This is a genomic window from Shinella sp. M31 (assembly GCF_049199205.1).
Classification (GTDB): Bacteria; Pseudomonadota; Alphaproteobacteria; order Rhizobiales; family Rhizobiaceae; genus Shinella.
In genome coordinates this window covers 1-23,008 of record NZ_JBLZPH010000063.1, presented here as the reverse complement: position 1 = coordinate 23,008, position 23,008 = coordinate 1, and the positions used below count along the sequence as shown (strand labels likewise).

The 23,008-nt window shown below is 64.5% G+C and carries 22 protein-coding genes; 17 read left to right on the top strand and 5 right to left on the bottom strand.

Annotated elements, in window-relative coordinates:
* The 4 genes from ACOZKU_RS09415 to ACOZKU_RS09400 all read left to right on the top strand — a co-directional run.
* Positions 1-623, top strand: a 623-nt coding sequence (locus tag ACOZKU_RS09415; RefSeq protein WP_421578653.1) for an ABC transporter permease subunit, incomplete at its 5' end; no start/stop codon positions are given.
* The gene (locus ACOZKU_RS09410; RefSeq protein WP_314086756.1) at positions 616-1,740 is read left to right on the top strand and encodes an ABC transporter permease; all 1,125 of its coding nucleotides are present in this window, start codon (positions 616-618) and stop codon (positions 1,738-1,740) included. The genes ACOZKU_RS09415 and ACOZKU_RS09410, both read left to right, overlap by 8 nt.
* Before the next feature lies 1 nt (position 1,741).
* A complete protein-coding gene (locus ACOZKU_RS09405) occupies positions 1,742-3,358 on the top strand; it encodes an ABC transporter ATP-binding protein (RefSeq protein ID WP_421578652.1) in 1,617 nt (538 codons plus the stop codon).
* 123 nt (positions 3,359-3,481) lie between these two features.
* Positions 3,482-4,624 (top strand): gluconeogenesis factor YvcK family protein, encoded by a 1,143-nt coding sequence (locus ACOZKU_RS09400; protein ID WP_421578651.1) that lies wholly within the window; start codon positions 3,482-3,484, stop codon positions 4,622-4,624.
* On the opposite strand, the gene ACOZKU_RS09395 is transcribed toward ACOZKU_RS09400, so the two are convergent.
* Entirely contained in the window at positions 4,602-7,268 is a 2,667-nt protein-coding gene (locus ACOZKU_RS09395; RefSeq protein WP_421578650.1) for a bifunctional diguanylate cyclase/phosphodiesterase, read from the bottom strand. The two genes, ACOZKU_RS09400 and ACOZKU_RS09395, sit on opposite strands and share 23 nt — an antisense overlap.
* A 201-nt stretch (positions 7,269-7,469) precedes the next feature.
* Between ACOZKU_RS09395 and paaX the strand changes: the two genes are divergently transcribed.
* The 11 genes from paaX to ACOZKU_RS09340 all read left to right on the top strand — a co-directional run bounded on the left by paaX (position 7,470) and on the right by ACOZKU_RS09340 (position 17,217).
* Positions 7,470-8,363: a phenylacetic acid degradation operon negative regulatory protein PaaX gene (gene paaX, locus ACOZKU_RS09390; RefSeq protein ID WP_421578649.1), complete on the top strand. Its 894-nt coding sequence runs from the start codon at positions 7,470-7,472 to the stop codon at positions 8,361-8,363.
* Between the two features lie 181 nt (positions 8,364-8,544).
* Complete coding sequence (gene pcaF / locus ACOZKU_RS09385) at positions 8,545-9,750, top strand: 3-oxoadipyl-CoA thiolase (RefSeq protein ID WP_421578648.1); 1,206 nt, start codon at positions 8,545-8,547, stop codon at positions 9,748-9,750.
* Between the two features lie 22 nt (positions 9,751-9,772).
* Entirely contained in the window at positions 9,773-10,777 is a 1,005-nt protein-coding gene (gene paaA, locus ACOZKU_RS09380) for a 1,2-phenylacetyl-CoA epoxidase subunit PaaA (protein WP_421578647.1), read from the top strand.
* A gap of 12 nt (positions 10,778-10,789) precedes the next feature.
* Positions 10,790-11,074, top strand: a complete 285-nt coding sequence (gene paaB / locus ACOZKU_RS09375; protein WP_068399310.1) for a 1,2-phenylacetyl-CoA epoxidase subunit PaaB — start codon at positions 10,790-10,792, stop codon at positions 11,072-11,074.
* The gene (gene paaC / locus ACOZKU_RS09370) at positions 11,074-11,829 is read left to right on the top strand and encodes a 1,2-phenylacetyl-CoA epoxidase subunit PaaC (protein ID WP_421578646.1); all 756 of its coding nucleotides are present in this window, start codon (positions 11,074-11,076) and stop codon (positions 11,827-11,829) included. Before paaB ends, paaC begins: the two co-directional genes overlap by 1 nt.
* A gap of 8 nt (positions 11,830-11,837) precedes the next feature.
* Complete coding sequence (paaD, locus tag ACOZKU_RS09365; RefSeq protein WP_421578645.1) at positions 11,838-12,362, top strand: 1,2-phenylacetyl-CoA epoxidase subunit PaaD; 525 nt, start codon at positions 11,838-11,840, stop codon at positions 12,360-12,362.
* An 82-nt stretch (positions 12,363-12,444) separates the two neighbouring features.
* Complete coding sequence (paaE, locus tag ACOZKU_RS09360; RefSeq protein WP_421578644.1) at positions 12,445-13,521, top strand: 1,2-phenylacetyl-CoA epoxidase subunit PaaE; 1,077 nt, start codon at positions 12,445-12,447, stop codon at positions 13,519-13,521.
* An 11-nt stretch (positions 13,522-13,532) separates the two neighbouring features.
* The gene (locus tag ACOZKU_RS09355) at positions 13,533-14,288 is read left to right on the top strand and encodes a Phenylacetic acid catabolic protein (RefSeq protein ID WP_421578643.1); all 756 of its coding nucleotides are present in this window, start codon (positions 13,533-13,535) and stop codon (positions 14,286-14,288) included.
* Positions 14,289-14,300: 12 nt separating this feature from the next.
* Entirely contained in the window at positions 14,301-16,358 is a 2,058-nt protein-coding gene (paaZ, locus tag ACOZKU_RS09350; protein WP_421578642.1) for a phenylacetic acid degradation bifunctional protein PaaZ, read from the top strand.
* A gap of 4 nt (positions 16,359-16,362) precedes the next feature.
* Positions 16,363-16,863, top strand: a complete 501-nt coding sequence (locus tag ACOZKU_RS09345) for an acyl-CoA thioesterase (RefSeq protein WP_421578641.1) — start codon at positions 16,363-16,365, stop codon at positions 16,861-16,863.
* A 105-nt stretch (positions 16,864-16,968) separates the two neighbouring features.
* Positions 16,969-17,217, top strand: a complete 249-nt coding sequence (locus ACOZKU_RS09340; RefSeq protein WP_421578640.1) for a hypothetical protein — start codon at positions 16,969-16,971, stop codon at positions 17,215-17,217.
* An 11-nt stretch (positions 17,218-17,228) separates the two neighbouring features.
* On the opposite strand, the gene ACOZKU_RS09335 is transcribed toward ACOZKU_RS09340, so the two are convergent.
* The 4 genes from ACOZKU_RS09335 to paaG form a co-directional block, all read right to left on the bottom strand.
* On the bottom strand, positions 17,229-17,825 hold the full coding sequence (locus tag ACOZKU_RS09335; RefSeq protein WP_314086714.1) for a TetR/AcrR family transcriptional regulator: 597 nt from the start codon (positions 17,823-17,825) through the stop codon (positions 17,229-17,231).
* Positions 17,826-17,920: 95 nt separating this feature from the next.
* Complete coding sequence (gene paaK, locus ACOZKU_RS09330) at positions 17,921-19,231, bottom strand: phenylacetate--CoA ligase PaaK (protein ID WP_421578639.1); 1,311 nt, start codon at positions 19,229-19,231, stop codon at positions 17,921-17,923.
* Positions 19,232-19,277: 46 nt separating this feature from the next.
* Positions 19,278-19,718 (bottom strand): hydroxyphenylacetyl-CoA thioesterase PaaI, encoded by a 441-nt coding sequence (paaI, locus tag ACOZKU_RS09325; protein WP_421578638.1) that lies wholly within the window; start codon positions 19,716-19,718, stop codon positions 19,278-19,280.
* The gene (gene paaG, locus ACOZKU_RS09320) at positions 19,715-20,503 is read right to left on the bottom strand and encodes a 2-(1,2-epoxy-1,2-dihydrophenyl)acetyl-CoA isomerase PaaG (RefSeq protein WP_421578637.1); all 789 of its coding nucleotides are present in this window, start codon (positions 20,501-20,503) and stop codon (positions 19,715-19,717) included. The genes paaI and paaG overlap by 4 nt, the downstream gene beginning before the upstream one ends.
* Positions 20,504-20,603: 100 nt before the next feature.
* Here paaG and paaN point away from each other — a divergent pair, with 100 nt between their 5' ends.
* Both paaN and ACOZKU_RS09310 read left to right on the top strand, forming a co-directional pair.
* Entirely contained in the window at positions 20,604-22,265 is a 1,662-nt protein-coding gene (paaN, locus tag ACOZKU_RS09315) for a phenylacetic acid degradation protein PaaN (protein WP_421578636.1), read from the top strand.
* A 49-nt stretch (positions 22,266-22,314) separates the two neighbouring features.
* Positions 22,315-23,008 (top strand): ABC transporter substrate-binding protein (locus ACOZKU_RS09310; protein ID WP_421578635.1); only part of this gene is annotated, 694 nt, incomplete at its 3' end.

Here is a 23,008-nt window from a genome sequence, read left to right as displayed (position 1 = left end):
GTTTCTATGCGCTGCTGCTCGCGCTCGTCGGCGGTGTAATCGTCGGCACGTTCGCCGCGCTCCGGCAAAACAGTGCGCTCGATTTCGCGGTCATGTCGGTCGCGACCGTCGGCGTGACGGTGCCGAACTTCGTCGTCGGCCCGGTGCTGACGCTGATCTTCGCCATCATGCTCGCCTGGTTGCCGGCCGGCGGCTGGGGGGACGGGTCGCTGCGCTTCCTCATCCTGCCGATGATCGCACTTGCGCTGCCGCAGCTTGCCGTCTTCGCCCGCCTGACGCGCGGTTCGATGATCGAGGCCCTGCGCACCGACCATATCCGCACCGCGCGGGCCTATGGTCTGCCGGCGAAATCGGTGGTGGTGGTGCATGCCATGCGCGGCGCCATGCTGCCCATCGTCTCCTATCTCGCGCCCTGCGCGGCGGCACTCCTGACCGGTTCGGCGGTGGTCGAGACGATCTTCACCATTCCCGGCGTCGGGCGCTATTTCGTGCTCGGCGCGATCAACCGCGACTATACGCTCGTCATGGGCACGGTCGTGCTGATCGCCATCTTCGTCATCGTGTTCAATCTGCTGGTCGACATTCTTTATGGCCTGCTCGATCCGAGGGTTCGCCATGACTGATGCCGTCCTCTCCTCCGCGCCCGAGGTGAAGGGGCGCAGCCTCTTCCAGCTCGCTGTCATGCGCTTTCGGCGCAACCGGCCCGCCATGGCGGGAGCGGTGATGCTGGTGCTGATCGCCTGCTTCTCGTTCTTCGGGCCGTTCTTCATCAGCCACAGCTACGATCAGGTCTTCTCCTCCTATGTCACCATCCCGCCGAGCCTCGAGCCGCAGCCGGGTGAGGACACGCTGGAAGAGGCGATGAAGGGTGTGGCCACCCGCGCCCGCGTCGAGCTGCAATCCTTCTCCGTCGAGGGCGAGACCTTCACGGCCGTGATCACCGCCAAGGACCCGATCGATCCGCGCGCCACGCGCTATTTCGACCGGGCCAACGAGTTCGACAAGACCGAGGTGGCGGCCACCGAGGACGAGGGCCGCAAGCTCACCCTCAAGGGCGTCGTCGACCGGGAATATTTCCTGTTCGGCACGGATACCAACGGCCGCGACCTGATGGCGCGCGTTATGCTCGGCGGGCAGATTTCCATCGCCGTCGGTCTCCTCGCCAGCCTCGTCTCGCTCGGCATCGGCGTCACCTATGGCGCGATCTCGGGCTATATGGGCGGTCGCGTCGACAACGTCATGATGCGCTTCGTCGAAATCCTCTACTCGCTGCCCTTCGTCTTCCTCGTCGTGGTGCTCGTCGTGTTCTTCGGGCGCAGCTTCATCCTGATCTTCCTCGTCATCGGGGCGGTCGAATGGCTCGACATGGCCCGTATCGTGCGGGGGCAGACGCTGTCCCTGAAGCGGCGGGAGTTCATCGGGGCGGCGGAGGCGCTCGGCCTGACGGACTGGCAGATCATCCGCCGGCACGTCATTCCCAACACGATCGGCCCGGTCGTCATCTTCGTCACCGTCATCGTGCCGAAGGTGATCCTGCTCGAAAGCTTCCTCTCCTTCCTCGGGCTGGGCGTCCAGGCGCCGCTGACGAGCTGGGGCTCGCTGATCGCCGAAGGCGCCAACAACATCCAGTCGGCGCCCTGGCTGCTCATCTTCCCCGCCATCTTCTTCGTCGTCACGCTCTTCTCGCTGAATTTTGTCGGTGATGGCCTGCGTGACGCGTTCGACCCGAAGGATCGCTGATATGGAAGAGATTGAGAAGACCATGGACCCGATCCTTGCGGTGCGCGACCTGAAAGTCTCCTTCACGACGCCCGACGGCGACGTGAATGCGGTGAAGGGCATCGACCTCGACGTTCGCCCCGGCGAGACGCTGGCAGTGGTCGGCGAATCCGGTTCCGGCAAGAGCCAGACCATGATGGGCATTATGGGTCTGCTCGCCTCCAACGGCCGGGTGACCGGTTCCGCCAGATATCGCGGGCAGGAGATGGTGGGCCTGCCGCCCAAGGGATTGAACGAGATCCGCGGCGCGAAGATCACCATGATCTTCCAGGAGCCGATGACGTCGCTCGACCCGCTCTACCCCATCGGCAAGCAGATCGCCGAGGTGATCGTGCATCACCGCGGCGGCTCGCGAAGGGAGGCGCGGCCGCGCGTGCTGGAGCTCCTGACGCTCGTCGGCATTCCCGATCCGGAGCGCCGCATCGATAGCTACCCGCATGAAATGTCGGGCGGCCAGCGCCAGCGCGTGATGATCGCCATGGCGCTCGCCAACGAACCGGACATCCTGATCGCCGACGAACCGACGACGGCGCTCGACGTGACCATCCAGGCGCAGATCCTCAAGCTGTTGCGCGACCTGCAGAAGCGCTTCGACATGGCGATCGTGCTCATCACGCACGATCTCGGCATCGTCCGGCATTTCGCCGAGCGCGTCGTCGTCATGCGGCGCGGCGAGGTGGTGGAGCAGGGCGCGACGGCCGAAATCTTCGGAAATCCGAAGGCCGACTATACGCGCATGCTGATCGAGGCCGAACCGCATGGCCATAAGGCTGCCCCGGCGGATGATGCTCCGATCATCCTCGAAGGCCGCAATGTCGTCGTGGACTACAAGATCGATGGCGGGTTCCTGAAGAAGCGCGCCAACACCTTCCGCGCCGTCGACAATGTCAGCATCAGCCTGCACGAGGGGCAGACGATCGGCATCGTCGGCGAATCCGGCTCGGGCAAATCGACGCTCGGGCGGGCGCTGTTGCGCCTCATCGCCAGCAAGGGCGCCTACCGTTTCGGCAGGACGGATATTTCCGACCTCGACCGGACGGGCATGCGGCCGCTTCGCCGCAGCATGCAGGTGGTCTTCCAGGATCCCTATGGTTCGCTCTCGCCGCGCCAGACGGTGGGCGAGATCATCACCGAAGGCCTCTATGTGCACGAGCCACAGCTTTCGCGCGCCGAGCGCGACAAGCGGGCGATCGAGGCGCTGAAGGAGGTCGGACTCGATCCCGCGGCGCGCAACCGCTATCCGCACGAATTTTCCGGCGGCCAGCGGCAGCGCATCGCGATTGCGCGCGCGATGATCCTGAAACCCCAGGCCGTCATTCTCGATGAGCCGACCTCGGCGCTCGACCGGTCCGTGCAGGGCCAGGTGATCGAGCTTCTGCGCGATCTCCAGTCCCGCCACGGTCTCTCCTATGTCTTCATCAGCCATGACCTGTCGGTGGTGCGCGCCATGTCGGATTATGTCGTAGTGATGAAGGACGGCAGGATCGTCGAGGAGGGGCCGACGGACGCGATCTTCAATGCGCCCAAGGCGGATTATACCAGGACGCTGATCGGCGCTGCCTACAATATCGGTCCCTGACGCTATCTGCTTTTGAAGCGGGGCATTTTCGCTTTCCCTCCACCGCGAAAAGACCGTAATCATATCGAGAGTTCCACCCCGGAAACCGCAGCCGCGTTTCCGGGGTTACGTCTGGGAGACCGCATGGCCGCCGACCGCTTGCCGCATATCGTGCTCTTTTCCGGCGGCACGGCCTGCCGCTCCACAAATCTGGCGCTCTGCGCCAAGCCGGTGCGGGTCACCCGCATCGTTCCTGCCTGGGATAGCGGCGGCAGTTCCAAGGTGATCCGCGAAAGCCTCGATGTGCTCGGCGTTGGCGATATCCGCCAGGCGCTGATGACCATGGCGCACGGTGAGGGTCGGGCGGGCGATGTGGTGAAGGTCTGCAATGCGCGCCTCACCAGCAGCAGCCTTGCCGATGCCGATACCGAATTCGCGCTCTATGCCGAAGGCCGCCATCCGCTGCTGGAGCGCATGGAGCCCGGCCTGCGCGGCGCGATCCTCAATTACCTGCGCACCTTCCGCGCGGCGATCGGTGCGGATTTCGATTTCCGCAACGGCAGCATCGGCAATTTCATCCTGACCGGCGCGCATCGCGCCCATAACAGCGATATCAACACCGCCATCTTCGTCTTCCGCAAGCTCTGCGACATCGCCGGCCATGTCTGGCCGTCAACGGCGGAAAGCAGCGCGAATCTCTCGGCCGTGCTGACGGACGGGACCGTCATTGCCGGGCAGCACCGGGTGACGGCGCTGCCGGAGGAGCAGGGCAGGACCGGCATTCGCGAAATCGCCTTGTCCGGCCGCGACGGTGCGCCCGCTCCGGCAAACGAAGCAGTGATCGAAAGCTTGGAAAGTGCCGATGTCGTGGTCTTCGGGCCGGGCAGCTTCTATACCAGCGTGCTGCCGCATTTTCTCGTCGAGGGGATCGTACCGGCCATCGCCCGGAATGTGCAGGCCCGCCGCGTCTTCATCGGCAACATCCTGCAATGCCGCGAGACGCGCGGCTTCGATCTCGCCCAGATGGTGCAGACCGCCGCATCGGTCTGGCGAGAGCGCGGCGGGGTGGACGTGCGGCCCTTCACCCATGTGCTGGCAAACCGCCAGCTGCTGCCCTTCGAAAAGACGGTCGGCGCCTTCGCCTATCTCGGCAACGGGGCGCTGGAGGCGACCTGCGCACGGCTGGGCGCCGAAGCCGTCATCGGGGAGTTCGAGGACGCCTGGCAGCGCGGCCAGCACGATGGCGCGGCGGTCGCCGACAGTATCAGCTCGCTTTTGCGGGCGTGATCTTGGTGTTTGGCATCCAGCCTCGCTCTTTGGCGAAGGCAAGGAAATCGTCGGCCGCCATCGGCCGGGCGAGCGCATAACCCTGCAGGGTGTGACAGCCGAGGCGGCGCAGCAAGGCGGCATGCTCCAATGTCTCGACGCCCTCGGCGACGGTTTCGATATCGCGCACCTTGCCGATCTCGATGATCGAGCGGACGAGGCTCTGCTGCGCCGTCGATTCCAAGAGCGGCTGCACCAGCCGGCGGTCGATCTTCAGACGCTTGGGCGAAAGCTCCAGCAGGCTGACGATGGAGGCGTGGCCGGTGCCGAAATCGTCGATCTCGATATCGATGCCGAGCGCCTTGATCTCCTCGATTGCCTGACGCAATCCATCGTCGGCGCTGTCGAAGGAAATCGACTCCAACAGTTCGAAGGTCAGCGCGCCGGGGCGGATGTTCATCGCCTTCAGCTTGTCGGTCAGACCTTCGTCACGCAGGCGCTGACAGGAGACGTTGACGGAAACGCGTGGAATGCCGAGCCCCTGGCTCTCCCAGCGTGCTGCCTGAAAGAGCGCCTGGTCGAGGATCGTCTCGTCGATACGGGCGACGACATTGAGGCTTTCGGCGACCGGCAGGAAGATATCGGGCGCGATGAAGCCGCGCGTCGGATGCTCCCAGCGGGCAAGCGCCTCGACGCCGACGATTTCAAGCGTTTCCGCATCGAACTGCGGCTGGAAGAACGGGCGGAATTCGCCGCGTTCCAGCCCGCGCAGAATATCGTCGCTGAGGCGTTTCACCTCGACGGTGCGCAGGCGCAATTCGTCGTTGAAGGCCTCGACGCGGTTGCGGCCGCGCCGCTTGGCTTCGTAAAGCGCGATGTCGGCATTGACGAGAAGCTGCTCGGGGGATTCGTCCGCATCGTTGCGCGTGGCGATGCCGATGCTTGCGCCGATGCGACAGTCATGACCTTCGATGATCATCGGCTCGCTGATCGCCTCGATGAGGCGGGCGGAGAGGGTGGTGAAGTCGGCCTGCGCGGGATCGCGGCGCGACAGGAGCACGAACTCGTCGCCGCCGATGCGGGCGATGAAGTCTTCCAGCGGAATTTGGGCGCGCAACACGCCGGCGGCGTGTTTCAGCACTTCGTCGCCGGCAGCGTGACCGAGCGTATCGTTGATATCCTTGAAGCGGTCGAGGTCGATGTGGAGAAGCGTCAGCGGGCGCCCGTCGCCATTGCCGGCAAGGCCGAGTTGCTGGTCTAGAAAGCGGCGGTTCGGAAGCTGCGTCAGTGCGTCATGCAGTGAATTGTGCTCCATGACGCGGCGCGCTTCTTCCAGCGCGCGGTTCTGCGTCTCGGCCGTCAGTTTGGCCTGAAGCAACTCCGCCTGCAAAAGGGCGTCCTCCGTCACGTCCCAGTTTGCCCCGACGATGCGCTTGGCGCCCGAGGAGGTGCGGTAGGTCATGGCGTGTTCGAGAATGTGGCGGATGCCGCCGTCGCCCGTCCGTACACGGAATTCGGTCGTGTAGGGTTTTTCCGTTTCGATCGTGGCCTCGAATATCCGCTCGGCCCCTTCGACGTCGTCGGGATGGACTGCGCGGCGCCAGTCGTCGTAGACGCAGGTCTCCCGCTCCTGGGGCACGTTGTAGAGCGTGCGCATACGGGCGTCCCAGGAGAGTGTGTGACTCTCCGTATCGTATTCCCAAACGCCAGCCTTGGAGGCGTCGAGCGCAAGCTGGAGGCGCTGGGAGACGGTTTCCAGGCGGTCCTCGCGGTCCTGCAGGGTGAGGATGTGCCGGTGGCGCTCCTTCATGAGATAGCCGACCCAGAACATCGGTGCGACGATGATGATGGCGAGGAGGGCGAGGCCGGCACGGAAAGCGCCGAGATCGGCGGAGGGCTGTTGCCAGCCCTTCAGCGGCGAGGCCGACATGGTCCAGGTCTCGTGACCGATATCGATCGTCATGTCGACGGGATTGGTGTCGACCGTGTCGGGCGTGGCAAAAAATGTCCGCGCTTCCCCGCTGTTGTGCGGCTTGCTCGAGAGCGTGACCGCGATCTTGAGGTTGTCGTTGAAGCCGCTGCTGGCGAGCAGCTTGTCAAGATTGATGACGGCGGAAGCGATGCCGAAGAAGGCATTGTCCTTGCCGGCATGAATGGGGTAGCGGGCGATCACGCCGCGGCCGCCCTGGACCAGATCGACCGGACCTGTGACGATCAACCGGTCCTGTTCCATCACCTGGAGGGCGGCGGCGCGCTGACGCTCGTTCTTGCGGTAGTCGAGGCCGAGGCTGCGTTCGTTGCCCTTCAGCGGATAGACGCGGTCGACGACAAAATCCGGCGCGATGGCGAGGCTGCGAAGCTGGTTTTCCTCGCGGAAGATGCGGCTCAAAAGGTCGTCGAAATGCGCGGGCGACATATCCGGCTCGGTCGAGAATGTCGCGACGAGGCCCTGCACGAGCTTGATATTGCCGAGGATATTGCCCTCCAGCCGGGAGCGCAGCAGGCCAAGCTGTTCGGTAGTGGAGGAGCGCAGATATTCCTCCTCCAGGCGCCGCTTCTGGGCATCGGCAAGCAGGACGGCGATGAGGACCGCAAACGCCACAACGATGGCGGGGATGTAATATCCGAGCCCTCGAAAGGAGGATTTCGCATTGCGATCGTTCATTTCCGTCAGTTCGTCCCCGTGCGCTCGTACCGCCGGCAGGCGGCTCTTGGGCATTTGGCGAACGATGGCAGATGCTACTTAATATTTGCTGACGAGGCGGTGGCCGGTTTTGGGCGGTTTGGGGAGCCGTTTCACGCCGGCTCTTTCCGTCGGCGTCCGTTCGCGCTAGTCCTCGGCGCAATCGAAGCGAAGGAGGCCAGGGTGCCGTCGCAACAGGACAGGGCGGAAAGTGCGTTCGGCGCGCTGATCCGCGGGATTGTCGAAGAGGGCCCGCTGAAGGCGGCCGGTTTCATCGTCACCATCTATGGCGACGTCGTGGAGCCGCGCGGCGGCGTGGTCTGGACCGGCAACCTCATCGAGACCTGTGCGACCGTCGGCATCAGCGAGACCCTGGTGCGCACGGCCGTCTCGCGGCTCGTCGCCGCCGGCCAGCTTGCGGGCGAACGGGAAGGCAGGCGCAGTTTCTACCGTCTCGCTGCCCCCGCCCGCACGGAATTCGCCGCCGCCGCCCGCCTGCTGTTCGGGCCGGCGGAGACGGCGGACTGGCATTTCGTACAGCTGACCGGCGATGCGCCGGACGAGGCGATGCAGCAGCTGGAGCGGGCGGGCCATGCCCGGCTTGGCGCCCGACTTGCCGTCGGCGCCCGCGCCATGCCGGCGCTGAAAGAGCCTGCCGTCGTCTTCCGCGCTGAGGTGGTGAGCGGTGCGGGTGATCTCGGGGCATTTGCCGCCGATCACTGGAACCTCGCGCAGCATGCCGAGGCCTATCGTGGTTTCATCGACCGGTTCCGGCGTCTTGCCGATCTGCTGGCAGGCGGTGCGCGTCTCAGTGCGGCTGAGAGCCTCGTTGCGCGGCTGGTGCTGGTGCACCAGTTTCGTCTGGTCGTGCTGCGCGACCCGCGTCTGCCGCAAGCCGCGCTGCCTGCGGACTGGCCGGGCGAGGCCGCGCGCAGCCTGTTCACCGATCTCTATCTCCGTCTTTCACCGGAAGCGGACCAGCATGTCGCCCGCCATTTCGTCACAGTGGATGGGGGTTTGCCGGAGACGAGCGAGGCGACGGCGCGCCGGCTTTCGCTGTTGCGCGACGCACACTAGCGCACATTTTGCAGGAAAAAACCGGTCCTTATGCTAGGATACGAGCTGTCGAGATAAAGTGTCACAGAAAATATGAAAATCGCCATTGATTTGTGACGTGTCTGCTGGTAAATAAGTAACCGATCGGTCGGTTAATCTTCTAGGAGGGCGAAACCGGCCTGGATACCAGGGAGGAAGCCGCGTGTCCGAAGCCTTTATCTGCGATGCCGTGCGTACACCTATCGGCCGCTATGGCGGGCTGTTGTCGTCGGTGCGTGCCGATGATCTCGCCGCCCTGCCGCTTGCCGGCCTGATGGCGCGAAACCCCGGCGTCGACTGGTCGAAGGTGGATGACCTCATCTATGGCTGCGCCAACCAGGCCGGCGAGGACAATCGCAATGTCGGCCGCATGGCCGTGCTTTTGTCCGGCCTTCCCGTTTCCATTCCCGCCACCACCGTCAACCGCCTCTGTGGCTCCGGCATGGATGCCGTCGGCATGGCGGCGCGCGCCATCCGCGCCGGTGACTGCGATTTCGTCATAGCCGGCGGTGTCGAGAGCATGAGCCGCGCGCCCTTCGTTATGCCCAAGGCCGAAAGCGCCTTCTCCCGCGCCAATGCCGTCTATGACACGACGATCGGCTGGCGCTTCGTCAATCCGAAGATGAAGAAGGCCTTTGGGGTCGATTCCATGCCGGAGACGGCCGACAATGTCGCCGCCGATTTCGCCGTCAGCCGCGAGGATCAGGATGCTTTTGCGGCGCGCAGCCAGGTGCGCTGGGCGGCCGCGCATGCGGCCGGCGTCTTCGCCGACGAGATCGTGCCCGTCTCCCTGCCGCAGAAGAAGGGTGATCCGCTCGTCATCGACACCGATGAACATCCCCGTCCTGGCACGACGGCTGAGCAGCTTGCCAGATTGAAGGGCGTCAACGGCCCGGATCTCTCCGTCACGGCCGGCAATGCGTCCGGCGTCAATGACGGTGCGGCCGCCCTTATAATCGCCAGCGAAGCGGTTGCAAAAGCCCAAGGCCTGACACCGAAGGCGCGCGTCGTCGCCATGGCGGCGGCGGGGCTCGAACCGCGCATCATGGGCTTTGGCCCCGCACCGGCGGTGCGCCGGGTGCTGGAGCGTGCCGGCCTCACACTCGGCCAGATGGACGTCATCGAACTCAATGAAGCCTTCGCCGCGCAGGCGCTCGCCGTGCTGCGCGATCTCGGCCTGCCGGACGACGCCGCGCATGTGAACCCGAACGGCGGGGCGATTGCCATTGGCCACCCGCTCGGCATGAGCGGTGCGCGCCTCGTCACCACCGCTGCCTACCAGCTCCACCGCCAGGGCGGACGTTATGCACTGTGCACCATGTGCATCGGCGTCGGCCAGGGCATCGCCATCATTCTCGAACGCGTCTGACGCGCAAACCGGAGGAAAGACCATGTATGCCCAGATGGTGAAGACCGATGCCGCCCGCGTCCGGTCCCTCGACGAGATGGAGCCGCAGGAGCGCGCCTTTCAGGAGCGCATCGATGCCGGCCAGAAGATCGAGCCGAAGGAATGGATGCCCGAGGGCTACCGCAAGACGCTGGTGCGCCAGATCAGCCAGCACGCCCATTCGGAAATCGTCGGCCAGCTGCCGGAAGGCAACTGGATTTCTCGCGCGCCGACGCTTGAGAGGAAAGCAATCTTGCTCGCCAAGGTGCAGGACGAGGCGGGCCATGGCCTTTACCTCTACTGTGCCGCCGAAACGCTCGGCATCAGCCGCGACCAGATGTACGAGCAGCTGCATTCCGGCAAGGCAAAATATTCCTCGATCTTCAACTATCCGACGCTGACCTGGGCCGATATCGGCGCGATCGGCTGGCTGGTCGATGGTGCCGCCATCATGAACCAAGTGCCGCTGCAGCGCTGTTCTTACGGCCCCTATGCGCGGGCCATGGTGCGCATCTGCAAGGAAGAGAGTTTTCACCAGCGCCAGGGATATGATGCCCTGATGCGCATGGTGAAGGGCACGCCGGCGCAGAAGGCCATGGTGCAGGATGCGCTGAACCGCTGGTGGTGGCCCTCACTGATGATGTTCGGTCCCTCGGATGACGCTTCCGTGCATTCGGCCCAGTCGATGGCCTGGAAGATCAAGCAGAATTCCAACGACGAGCTGCGCCAGAAATTCGTCGACCAGACGGTGCCGCAGGCAAAGTATCTCGGCCTCACCATTCCCGACCCGGACCTCAAGTGGAACGAGGAAAAAGGCGGCCACGATTTCGGCGAGCCGGACTGGGAGGAGTTCTTCAACGTGATCGCCGGCAACGGCCCGTGCAATGCGGAGCGCCTCGATGCCCGCAAGAAGGCTTGGAGCGACGGCGCCTGGTTCCGCGACGGCCTGACGGCCCATGCGGAAAAGGCCGCCGACCGCCGCGCCAGCGCCAAGATCGCCGCCGAGTAAGGAGAGACAAAAATGTCCAGTGAATGGCCGCTTTGGGAAGTCTTCATCCGGGGTCAGCACGGCCTCAACCATCGCCACGTCGGCAGTCTGCATGCGCCCGATGCCGAGATGGCCGTCAACAATGCCCGCGACGTCTATACGCGCCGCAACGAGGGTGTCAGCATCTGGGTGGTGAAGTCTTCGGATATCACTGCCAGCGCCCCCTCGGAAAAGGGCCCGCTCTTCGATCCGTCGAATTCCAAGGTCTATCGTCACCCGACCTTCTTCGACATTCCGGATGAAGTGGGGCACATGTGATGGCGAACGCGGCGCTTTTCGAATTCCTGGCGCGCATCGGCGACAACACGCTGATCCTCGGTCATCGCGTTTCCGAATGGTGCGGTCATTCGCCCGCGCTGGAGGAGGATATCGCGCTCTCCAACACCGCGCTCGACCTGATCGGCCAGACGCAGCTCTGGCTCGGCCTTGCGGGCGAGGTGGAAGGCAAGGGCCGCTCGGCCGATGACCTCGCCTATCTGCGCGACGGCTACGACTTCCGCAACATTTTGCTCGTCGAGCGCCCGAACGGCGATTTCGGCAAGACGCTGATGCGGCAGTTCCTGTTCGACGCCTGGCACTATCTGCTCTTGAGGGCGCTGAAAGGATCCTCCGACCAGCGTATCGCCGAGATCGCGGAGAAGGCCTTCAAGGAGGTCTCCTACCATCTCGACCGCAGCCGCGATCTCGTCATCCGGCTCGGCGACGGCACGGCGGAAAGCCATCGCCGCATGCAGGCGGCGCTGGACGATCTCTGGCCCTTCACCGGCGAGATGTTCATGAGCGATGGACTGGATACCGAACTGGTCGAAGAGGGCATTATCCCGGCACCCGAAAGCCTCAAGGCCGGCTGGGACGAAATCGTCGCCGAGACGCTGGCCGAGGGCACGCTGAAGAAGCCCGCTGACGGCTATATGCACAAGGGCGGCCGGCGCGGCGTGCACACGGAACATCTCGGCTTCATTCTGACCGAGATGCAGTTCCTGCAGCGCGCCTATCCGGGCGCGACCTGGTAGGAGGCCCCATGGACCTGGCGCTCCGCCCCTCGCTGGATGAGGTCTGGCACTGGTTGTCCGAAGTGCCGGATCCGGAAATCCCGGTCATCTCGCTGACCGATCTCGGCATCATCCGGGATGTGGAGTGGCGAGGCGACACGCTGGTGGTGACGGTGACGCCGACTTATTCGGGCTGTCCCGCCACCACGATCATCAATCTCGATATCGAGACGGCGCTCACCGAAAAGGGCCTCGACAAGGTGCGGCTGGAGCGCCGGCTCTCGCCCGCCTGGACGACGGACTGGATCAGTGCCGAGGGTCGGGAAAAGCTGAAGGCCTACGGTATCGCCCCGCCGATCGACGGCACGGCCGCCGACGGCATCCTGATGAAACGCATCGACCGGCTTTCCGGCCGTTCGAACCTGACGATCGCCTGTCCGCGCTGCGGATCCGTGAATACCGAGAAGATCAGCCAGTTCGGCTCGACACCCTGCAAGGCGAGCTATCGCTGTACCGACTGTCTGGAACCGTTCGACTATTTCAAGTGCATCTGACCAGTTTCTTGTTTTTACCGCATTATCCGACGCCGAAGCGATGCCGCTCCGGCTGGAAATGCTCTAGGGAGAAGGCCCGCGCATGGCACGTTTTCACCCCCTGACCGTGACCGACGTTCGCCGCGAGACGCGCGATGCGGTCGTGGTCACGCTTCGCCCCTCCGACGAGGACCGCGCCGTCTTCGATTTCACGCAGGGCCAGTATCTGACTTTCCGCCGCAAGTTCGAGGACGAGGAACTGCGCCGCTCCTATTCGATCTGCGCCGGCAAGGATGAAGGTGTGCTGAAGGTCGGCATCAAGCGCGTCGATGGCGGCTGCTTCTCGACCTGGGTCAACGAGACCCTAAAGGCCGGCGACGTCATGGAGGCCATGCCGCCGATGGGCGCCTTCTTCACGGCGCTGGAGCCGGAGGTATCGAAACACTATCTCGGCTTTGCCGGCGGCAGCGGCATCACGCCGGTTCTTTCGATCATCAAGACGGTGCTGTCACGTGAGCCGCGCGCCCGCTTCACACTTGTTTACGCCAACCGGCAGATCAGCTCGATCATGTTCCGCGAGGAGCTGGAGGACCTGAAGAACCTCTATCTCGGCCGCTTCTCCGTGCTGCATGTGCTGGAAAGCGAGGCGCAGGAGATCGACCTTTTCACCGGCCGCATCGACGGCGAGAAATGTGCGGCGCTGTTCAAAAGCTGGATCGACCCCAAGTCGGTGACGACGGCCTTCATCTGCGGCCCCGAGCCGATGATGCTGGCCATTGCCGCAGCCCTTCGCGAACACGGTCTTCGCGATGACCAGATCAAGTTCGAGCTCTTCGCTTCCTCGCAGCCCGGCCGTATCAGCCGGAAGGCGGAGGCCGTTGCCGGCGCGGACCAGGGGGCGACCTGCGAGGCGACCGTCACGCTCGACGGCGCGACGCGGACCTTCAAGTTCCCCAAACAGGGCCAGAGCCTGCTCGACGCCGCGCTCGAGAACGCCATGGACGTGCCTTACGCCTGCAAGGCCGGTGTCTGTTCCACCTGCCGCGCCAAGGTCATCGAGGGCGAGGCCGAGATGGAGGTCAACCACGCGCTCGAGGATTACGAGGTGCGCCAGGGCTACGTGCTGACCTGCCAGTGCTACCCGCTCACCGACCGCATCGTCGTCAGCTACGACCAGTAAGGGGAATCGCCATGTCCGATACGATGCCGATCGAGGATTATCTGGCGAAGGGCGGCGTTCTCTCGTCTCCCGCCAATGTGCCGCCGCGTTATCGCGGCGAGCTCTTGCGCCTGATGGCGAGCTTCGTCGACAGCGAGCTGGCCGGTTCCGCCGGTTTTGCCGACACGATCAACGATGCGCCGGGCATTCAGGAGCGCATCTCCGCTGCCCGCATCGTGCTGGAAAAGGCCGATCATGCCGGCAAGGTCCTGCGGATCATGGAAACCTTCGGTGCCGATGGCGGCCGTTACGCCGTGCATCATCCCTGGGCCGAGCGGCTTTCCCGCGAGGCCGATATCGGCGCGGCGCGGCAGGGTGGCGACATGCGCCTGTCCGTCTTCCACTACCCGCTGGAGGGCTGGGTGGATGCCGTCGTCATGAACGTGCTGATGGGCCGGGCGAGCGTCGTGCAGCTCAAGGAGCTGTCGCGTGTCTCCTACCAGCCGCTCGCTGAGGTTTTCCGCGCGATCCTGCCGCGCGAGACGCGCCACGCCGAACTCGGCCTCGCCGGCCTCGTGCAGATCGTCGATGACGCCCAAGGTCGCGCCAGGGCGAAGGCTTCGGTGGCCTACTGGTACCCCCGTGTTGCAGCGAGCTTCGGCCATTCCGGTTCGGCGCGTTTCGAGACGCTGTCACGCTTCGGGCTCCGGCACACACAAAACGAGACCCTGCTTGCCGAGTGGCGGGCCGAGGTCGATGCGCAGCTTTCTGCGCTCAATCTGAACTGAAGGAACGACGAGATGAACGTCATGGCAAACCGGCCGCGCCGGCTTGAAAGCTATGTCGGCGGCCAGTGGGTCGCCGGTGCGAAAGAGGGCGTGCCGCTGCTCGACGCCTCGACGGGCACGCCCGTCGCCTTCATCGATTCCACCGGCATCGATTTCAAGGCGATCCTCGCTTACGGCCGCGACAAGGGCGGCCCGGCGCTGCGGCGGATGTCCTTCCACGAGCGCGCGGCCATGCTGAAAGCGCTCGGCCAGGCGCTGATGGAGCACAAGGAAGAATTCTACACGCTGTCGACCGCCACCGGTGCCACCCGCGCCGACAGCTGGGTCGATATCGAGGGCGGTATCGGCACGCTGCTGTCCTACGCTTCCAAGGGCCGGCGTGAACTGCCGAACACCCGCGTTCTGCTGGATGGCGACGTGGAGCTGCTTTCGAAGGACGGCACCTTTTCCGCGCAGCATATTTTGAGCCCCTTGCAAGGCGTGGCCGTCCATATCAACGCCTTCAACTTCCCCTGCTGGGGCATGCTGGAAAAGCTGGCGCCGACGCTGTTGGCCGGCGTTCCCGCCATCGTCAAACCGGCGAGCCAGACGGCGTACCTCACCGAATTGATGGTCCGCCGTATCGTCGAGACCGGTATTTTGCCCGACGGCGCATTGCAGCTGGTCTGCGGCTCGGTCGGCGATCTGCTCGATCATGTCGAGGGTCAGGATGCCGTGACCTTCACCGGCTCGGCCTCCACCGGCCAGCGCCTCAAGACGCACAAGGCCATCGTCGAGAATTCCGTGCGCTTCACCATGGAGGCCGACAGCCTCAACGCAGCCGTGCTCGGCCTCGATGCCGCACCCGGCACGGAGGAGTTCGACCTCTTCGTCAAGGAAGTCGCGCGCGAGATGACGGTGAAGGCCGGGCAGAAATGCACGGCGATCCGCCGTGTCATCGCTCCTCGTTCCTACAGCGAAACCCTCATCGAAAGCCTGCGCGCGCGCCTCGGCAAGACCGTCATCGGGAACCCTGCCGACGAGGCCGTGCGCATGGGCCCGCTCGCCAGCCTAGACCAGCGCGAGGAGGTTCGCGCCCGTATCCGCGATCTCGCGGCGGATGCGGAAATCGTCGCCGGCGACCCCGACACGCCGAGCATCCAGTCCGGCGATGCCGCGGCGGGCGCCTTCCTCAACCCGGTGCTGCTCTATTGCGACAAGCCGGGTGCCGCGCGCGCCATTCATGATGTCGAGGCCTTCGGTCCGGTCAGCACCGTTATGCCTTACGACACGGCAGAAGAGGCGGTCGATCTCGCCCGTCGCGGCAGGGGTAGCCTCGTCGCCTCCGTCTTCACCAACGATCCGGGTTTCGCCGAAGAGGTCGTGCTCGGTCTTGCGCCCTTCCACGGCCGGGTGATGATCGGCAACCGCGTCAGCGCCAAATCCTCCACCGGCCACGGCTCGCCCCTGCCGGGCCTCGTGCACGGCGGCCCCGGTCGTGCGGGCGGCGGCGAAGAACTGGGCGGCATGCGCGGCGTCAAGCACTACATGCAGCGCACCGCCATCCAGGGCACGCCGACCATGCTATCGGCCGTCACCGGTCGCTGGATGCAAGGTGCCGAGGCAAGGGCGGGCGGCGAACATCCGTTCCGCAAGTCACTGGCGGAACTCAAGATCGGCGACCAGCTGATCACCGCGTCGCGAACCGTGACGCTCGAGGACATCGAGCATTTCGCCACCTTCACCGGCGACACCTTCTACGCCCACATGGACGAAGACGCCGCCAAGGCGAACCCGTTCTTCGACGGGCGCGTGGCGCATGGCTATCTCATCGTGTCCTTCGCCGCCGGTCTCTTCGTCGATCCGGCGCCGGGCCCGGTTCTCGCCAATTACGGTGTCGACAACCTGCGCTTCCTGACACCGGTCAATCCCGGTGATACGCTGAAGGTGCAGCTCACCTGCAAGGAGATCAATCCGCGCGCCAATGCCGAACACGGCGAGGTTCGCTGGGATTGCAATGTAACGAACCAGCATGGCGCCACCGTCGCGCAGTACGACGTTCTGACGATGGTGGCCAAAACGAGAGAGTGACCGAATGGACCCGCGCCGCCTGGAAATGACCGTTCTGATGACGCCCGACATGGCGAATTTTTCCGGAAAGGTTCATGGCGGTGCGCTGCTCAACCTGCTCGACCGCGTCGCCTTCTCCTGCGCCTCGCGCTATTCGCAGCAATATGCGGTGACGCTGTCGGTCGATCAGGTGATGTTCAAGGAGCCGATCCATGTCGGCGAACTCGTCACCTTCCGCGCCTCGGTGAACCACACCGGCCGCACCTCCATGGAGATCGGCATCCGTGTCGAGGCGGAAAACATCCGTTCGGGCCAGCGCCGGCATACCAATTCCTGCTACTTCACCATGGTCGCCGTGGACGATGCGGGAAAGCCGGTGCGCGTGCCGGAATTGCACCCTGAGGATGCTGTGGATCTCAGACGCTACAAGGCGGCCGAGTTGCGCCGCACGCTTCGGCGGGAGTTCGCCGAACGGCTGGAGTCGGTCGCGGCGACGGGCAAGGATGTGGAGAAGGATGGCGAATAAGCGGTCCTGCGCGGTATCCGGCTTGTCGCCGCCTATGCCTGATGGTCACTTTGACGATGCCGACGGCGAGGTGTATTCTATTCGTCTTCGTCCGGAGCATCGACCATGCATCTTGGAGCGCTCATATTGGGTCTCGCCTTGGCCCTCATCCCCGCCATGGCGGATGCCCACAACTGCAAATGCCGAAATCGCGGCGTCATGTTCGAACTCGGGCAGACCTCTTGCCTGAGGGTCGATGGTGGCTCCTACCTCGCGCGTTGCGAGATGAAGCTCAATGTCTCGTCCTGGACAAAGATCGAGGGAGGCTGCCCGGTGACGGAACGCGCGCTGTCGCGACCGACGCGCGTCAACTAGATACGTAAGCCTCAGGTTACAGCCTTGACGCCCTCGAGAATCAGCGTCGTCGCGATGTCGGCATATTCGTCGCGCGTCACCGGCCCGTTGGGACGAAACCACATATAGACCCAGTTCATCATGCCGAAGAGCGACATGGTGACGGGCATCAGCAGCGGGCGGTCCTTGTTGAGATCCGGGTTGATGTCGCGGATGACGCCGGAGAAGCGCTTGACGATCTGTCGCTCGATCGCCTGCAATTCGGAGAGCTGTTCGGGCGAGAGTGCGCTCGTGCCGTTGAGCTGCACCTTGTGCTCGTTGTCGCGACCCTCGTAATTCGCGAGAACCGCTTTCACCAGCAGCCGTAGCCGCGCCGAAGGGGCGACATCCGGCTGGTCAGCCGCCTCGATGGCGTTGGCCAGTTCCGTCAGGTGCGTGCGCACGATGTCGAAGATCAGCGCGTCCTTGCTCGGATAGTAGTGATAGAGCAGGGCCTTCGAGACATTGCTGTGCGAGGCGATCTGCGACATGGACGCCTTCTCCATGCCCATCTCCGCGAAGACCGCCGCGGCGCTGGAGAGAATGCCACGCTGTTTTTCCTCGAAATCGACTGCGCGCGTGCGTGCCATGGTTCCTGCTCTGCTTGTTCCGGCTCAAGGACCGCGCGGGGAGGGCGGCTGCCCTCCCTATACACAGTCAAGCCGGTGCCGGGCTATCCCGGTTTTCACTCTTTGGGCCGGTTGTCGACCACCCGTTTCGCCTTGCCCTCCGAGCGGGCGACGCCGCCCGGCTCGTGCACGGTGATCTTGGTGGAGACGCCGACGATGCTCTTGATGTGGTGGGCAAGTTCCTTGGCCGAACCGGCGCGGGCGCCCTCGTCCGCCATCTCGACGGTACATTCGACATGAACCGTCATGTTGTCCATACGGCCCGACCGCGTCAGCTCGATCTGGAAATGCGGGGCAAGGCCCCGGCATTTCAGGATCTGCTCCTCGATCTGCGTCGGGAAGATGTTGACGCCGCGCAGGATCATCATGTCGTCGGAACGGCCGGTGACCTTTTCCATGCGGCGCATGGAGCGGGCGGTGCCGGGCAGCAGCCGGGTCAGGTCGCGTGTGCGGTAACGGATGATCGGTAGGCCTTCCTTGGTGAGCGTGGTGAAGACCAGCTCGCCGATCTCGCCATCCGGCAGCACTTCGCCGGTCTCGGGATGAATGATCTCGGGATAGAAATGATCCTCCCAGATATGCAGGCCATCCTTGGTCTCGACGCATTCGTTGGCGACGCCGGGCCCCATGACTTCGGAGAGGCCGTAGATATCGACGGCATGCATGTCGAAGGCCTGCTCGATTTCCTCGCGCATCGCGTTCGTCCAGGGCTCGGCGCCGAAAATGCCGACGGCGAGCGAGCTTTCGCGCGGATCGATGCCGTGTTTGCGGAATTCGTCGAGGATGGAGAGCATGTAGGAGGGCGTCACCATGATGATGCGCGGCTTGAAATCCTGCATCAGCGTGACCTGCCGCTCCGTCATGCCGCCGGAGATCGGCACGACCGTGCAGCCGAGCTTTTCCGCGCCGTAATGTGCGCCGAGGCCGCCGGTAAACAGGCCGTAGCCATAGGCGACATGCACGATATCGCCGGCCCGGCCGCCCGAGGCGCGGATGGAGCGCGCGACGACGGTCGCCCACGTGTCGATATCGTTCTTGGTGTAGCCGACGACCGTCGGCTTGCCCGTCGTGCCGGAGGAGGCGTGGATGCGCGCGAGCTTTTCACGCGGCACGGCGAACATGCCGAAGGGATAGGTGTCGCGCAGGTCCTTCTTGGTGGTGAAGGGGAATTTCGCGAGATCGGACAGTGTTTTCAGGTCCGAGGGGTGCACGCCCGCCTCGTCGAAGCGTTGGCGGTAGAAGGGGGAATTCTCGTAGGCGTGGGTCAGCGACCACTTCATGCGCTGTAGCTGCAGCCCGGAAATTTCGTCGCGGGAGGCGGTCTCGATTGCTTCGAGGTCTCCGGGGCGGGGTGACAGGTCTTCCATAAATTCTCCTCCAAGAATTAGGGGCAGGAATGCGGGATGATCTGCCTCACTCCGGCAGGTGCGTGCCCTTGACTGTTCGCGCGTGGCCGCGGAATTCCGCGATTGCCTCGCCCTCCTGATTGGTGATGCGGATATCGTAGATGCCGCCCCGTCCGCGGCGCGACACTTCGCGCGCGGTGGCTGTTAGCCGGTCGCCTCTGAAGGCCGGTGCGATGAAGGTCACCGAACAGTGCTGGGCGACGGTACGCTGGTTGTAGGTGTTGCAGGCGAAGGCGAAGGCCGAATCCGCCAGCGTGAACATGTAGCCGCCGTGGCAGGTGCCGTGGCCGTTGGTCATGATGTCGGCGATGGTCATGGCGATCACTGCCTCGCCGGGGGCGATGGAGACGAGCTCCATGCCGAGATGGCGGGTGGCGTTGTCGTCGTCCCACATGGCCTTGGCGCAGGCTTCGGCGAGTGCTTGCGGGGAAAGGGTTGCGGCGCTCATTTGCCCTTGAACTCCGGCTTGCGCTTTTCGAGGAAGGCGGAGACGCCTTCGGCATAGTCGGCGCTGCGGCCGGCCTCGCGCTGCAGATCGCGTTCGAGGTCGAGCTGCTGGTCCAGCGAATTGGTGGCGGCGGCCTGTATGGCGCGCTTGGTCATGCCGAGGCCGCGCGTCGGCCCGGCGGCGAGGCGGGTGGCGAGCGCGCTTGCCTCTTCCATCAGCTTGTCATCGTCGACGGCGCGCCAGATGAGACCCCAGTCGGCGGCGGTTTCCGCGCCGAGCGGTTCGGCCGTCAGCGCCAGCGCCTTGGCGCGGGCCTCGCCAATCAGCCGCGGCAGGCTCCACGTGCCGCCAGAATCGGGCACGAGGCCGATCTTGGCAAAGGCCTGGATGAAGCGGGCGGAGCGGGCGGCGAGCGTGATGTCGCAGGCGAAGGCGATGTTGGCGCCCGCACCGGCGGCCACGCCGTTGACGGCGCAGATGGCCGGCTTTTCCAGGCTGCGGATCAGGCGCAGCAGCGGATTGTAGAAGGTCTCGATCGTGTGGCCGAGATCCGGCACGCCCTTTTTCGGGTCGCGGTCGCCGAGGTCCTGCCCCGCGCAGAAGCCGCGGCCGGAACCGGTCAGCAGCACCGCACGCACGGCGTCATCCGCATGGGCCCGCTCGAAGCCAGCGCGCAGCGCAAGATGCATCTCGTCGTTGAAGGCGTTGAGCTTGTCCGGGCGGTTCAGCGTGAGGGTGAGAACGCCATCGGCAAGCGCCGACAGAATGGTGTCGGAATTGGACATTTTTCCTCCCTGTCGCCCTTCCCAGCGGCGACCGTAAAAAAACTCTTGCATAAACCGACCGGTCAGTCAATTATAAAAGCACTGACTGGGAGGACAGATCATGACCGCACTTTTCGAGCGCCATCGCCCGACGCTGGAAGCCGCCTTGCAGGCCGCGGCCAAGCGCGATTTCTGGTCCGCCTATCCGGAAGTTCCCAGCGGCAAGATCTATGGCGAGACCGCCAAGGACGATGGCCTTGCCGCCTACAAGGCGCGTCTTGGCAAGCCCTTCGCGCTTACCGATCACCCCTCCGAGGGGACTGTCGGTGCGGAAGTCTCGCCTTACGGACCCTCCCTCGGCATCACTTATCCCGCCGCCTCCGTGGACATGCTGATCTCGGCCTCGCGTGCCGCCGCCCCGCAATGGGCCGCCGCCGCACCGGAAACCCGCGTCGGCATCTGCCTTGAAATCCTCGCGCGCCTCAATGTGCGCAGCTTCGAGATGGCCAATGCCGTCATGCACACGACCGGCCAGGCCTTTGCCATGGCCTTTCAGGCCGGCGGCCCGCATGCACAGGATCGCGGCCTCGAGGCGGTCACCTATGCCTATGCCGAGATGATCCGCACGCCGGCGACCGCGATCTGGACCAAGCCGCAGGGCAAGGGCGAGCCGATCGTCATGGAAAAACACTGGCGCATCGTGCCGCGCGGCGTCTCGCTCGTCATCGGCTGCAACACATTCCCGACCTGGAACAGCTATCCGGGGCTGTTCGCCAGCCTCGCCACCGGCAATACCGTCATCGTCAAGCCGCATCCCGCCGCGATCCTTCCGCTTGCCATCACCGTCGAGATTATCAGGCAGGTGCTGGCGGAAGAAGGCTTTGCCGCCGATATCGTGCTGCTCGCCGCCGATGCGTCCGGTTCGGAGGTCACCAAGGACCTCGTGCGGCACCCGGCCGTCGCCATCGTCGATTATACCGGTTCCAACAGTTTTGGCGCTTGGGTACGGGAAAACGCGCGTGAGGCCGGCGTCTATACCGAAGAGGCCGGCGTCAATTCCATCGTGATCGGCGCCACCGACGATTTCGCCGGCATGTGCGGCAATATCGCCTTCTCGCTGTCGCTCTATTCCGGCCAGATGTGCACGGCCCCGCAGGATATCTTCGTCCCGCGTGGCGGCATCGAGACGAATGAGGGCCACAAGAGTTTCGATGACGTGGCGTCCGGCATCGCCGCTGCCGTCGATGGCCTGCTTTCCGATCCGGCCCGCGCTGCCGGCGTCTGCGGCGCCATCGCCAATCCCGCGACGCTTGCCCGCATCGCCACCGTTCGCGCGCTCGGCCGCCTCGTGCGTGATTCCGCGCCGATTGTGGGGCTCGACGGCGCGCGCACCGCAACGCCGCTGATCCTCGCCGTCGACGCAGCCAATAGCGAGACCTATGCGGAAGAACGTTTCGGCCCCATCGCCTTCATCGTTGCGGTCGACGACATCGAGGACGGCGTGAACCGCGCGGCGGAGCTTGCCGAGCGCAAGGGCGCGATCACCGCCGCCCTCTACGCCACCGACGAGACGCAGATCCTCGCTGCCGCCGACCGGCTCGCCGCGGCGGGCGTCAATCTTTCGGTCAACCTGACCGGCGGCATCTACGTCAACCAGAGCGCCGCCTTCAGCGATTTCCACGTCACCGGTGCCAATCCGGCCGGCAATGCCAGCCTGACGGATGCGGCCTTCGTCGCGAACCGGTTCCGCGTGGTCATGTGGCGCCGCCCCGTGGCGGCGTAAGAGGAGCTTTCGCTTTAACCCTTTGTCTTTGTTGGGAGGAGAAACCGACATGAAACTTTCGCTTACCACCACCGCGCTTGCGCTCGTCCTGGGTCTGGCCGCACCGGCGCTCGCCGATATCAAGATCGGCGCGACGGTCTCTGAAACCGGCCCGGCCTCCTTCCTTGGCGATCCCGAGGCCAAGACGCTGAAGCTGCTGGTCGAGGAAATCAACGCCGCCGGCGGCGTCAACGGCGAGAAGCTGCAACTCGTCATCTATGACGACGGCGGCGACCCGAACAAGGCGCGCACCTTCGCCACACGCCTCGTGGAAGACGACGAAGTGGTTGCGGTAATCGGCGGCACGACGACTGGCACCTCGATGGCGATCATCCCGGTCTTCGAGGATGCGGAAGTGCCCTTCATCTCGCTCGCCGGCGCCATCGAAATCATTGATCCGGTAAAACCCTATACCTTCAAGACACCGCACACGGACCGCATGGCCTGCGCGAAAATCTTCGAGGACATGAAGAAGAACGGCATCACCAAGATCGGCATGATTTCCGGGTCGGACGGTTTCGGCGCCTCCATGCACAAGCAGTGCCTTTCGATCGTCGGCGACTACGGCATCGAGGTACTGGCCGATGAGACCTACGGCCCGACCGATGCCGACATGACGCCGCAGCTCACCAACATCAAGGGCAAGGAGGGTATCCAGGCCGTGCTCAACCCCGGCTTCGGCCAGGGCCCGGCCATCGTGACGC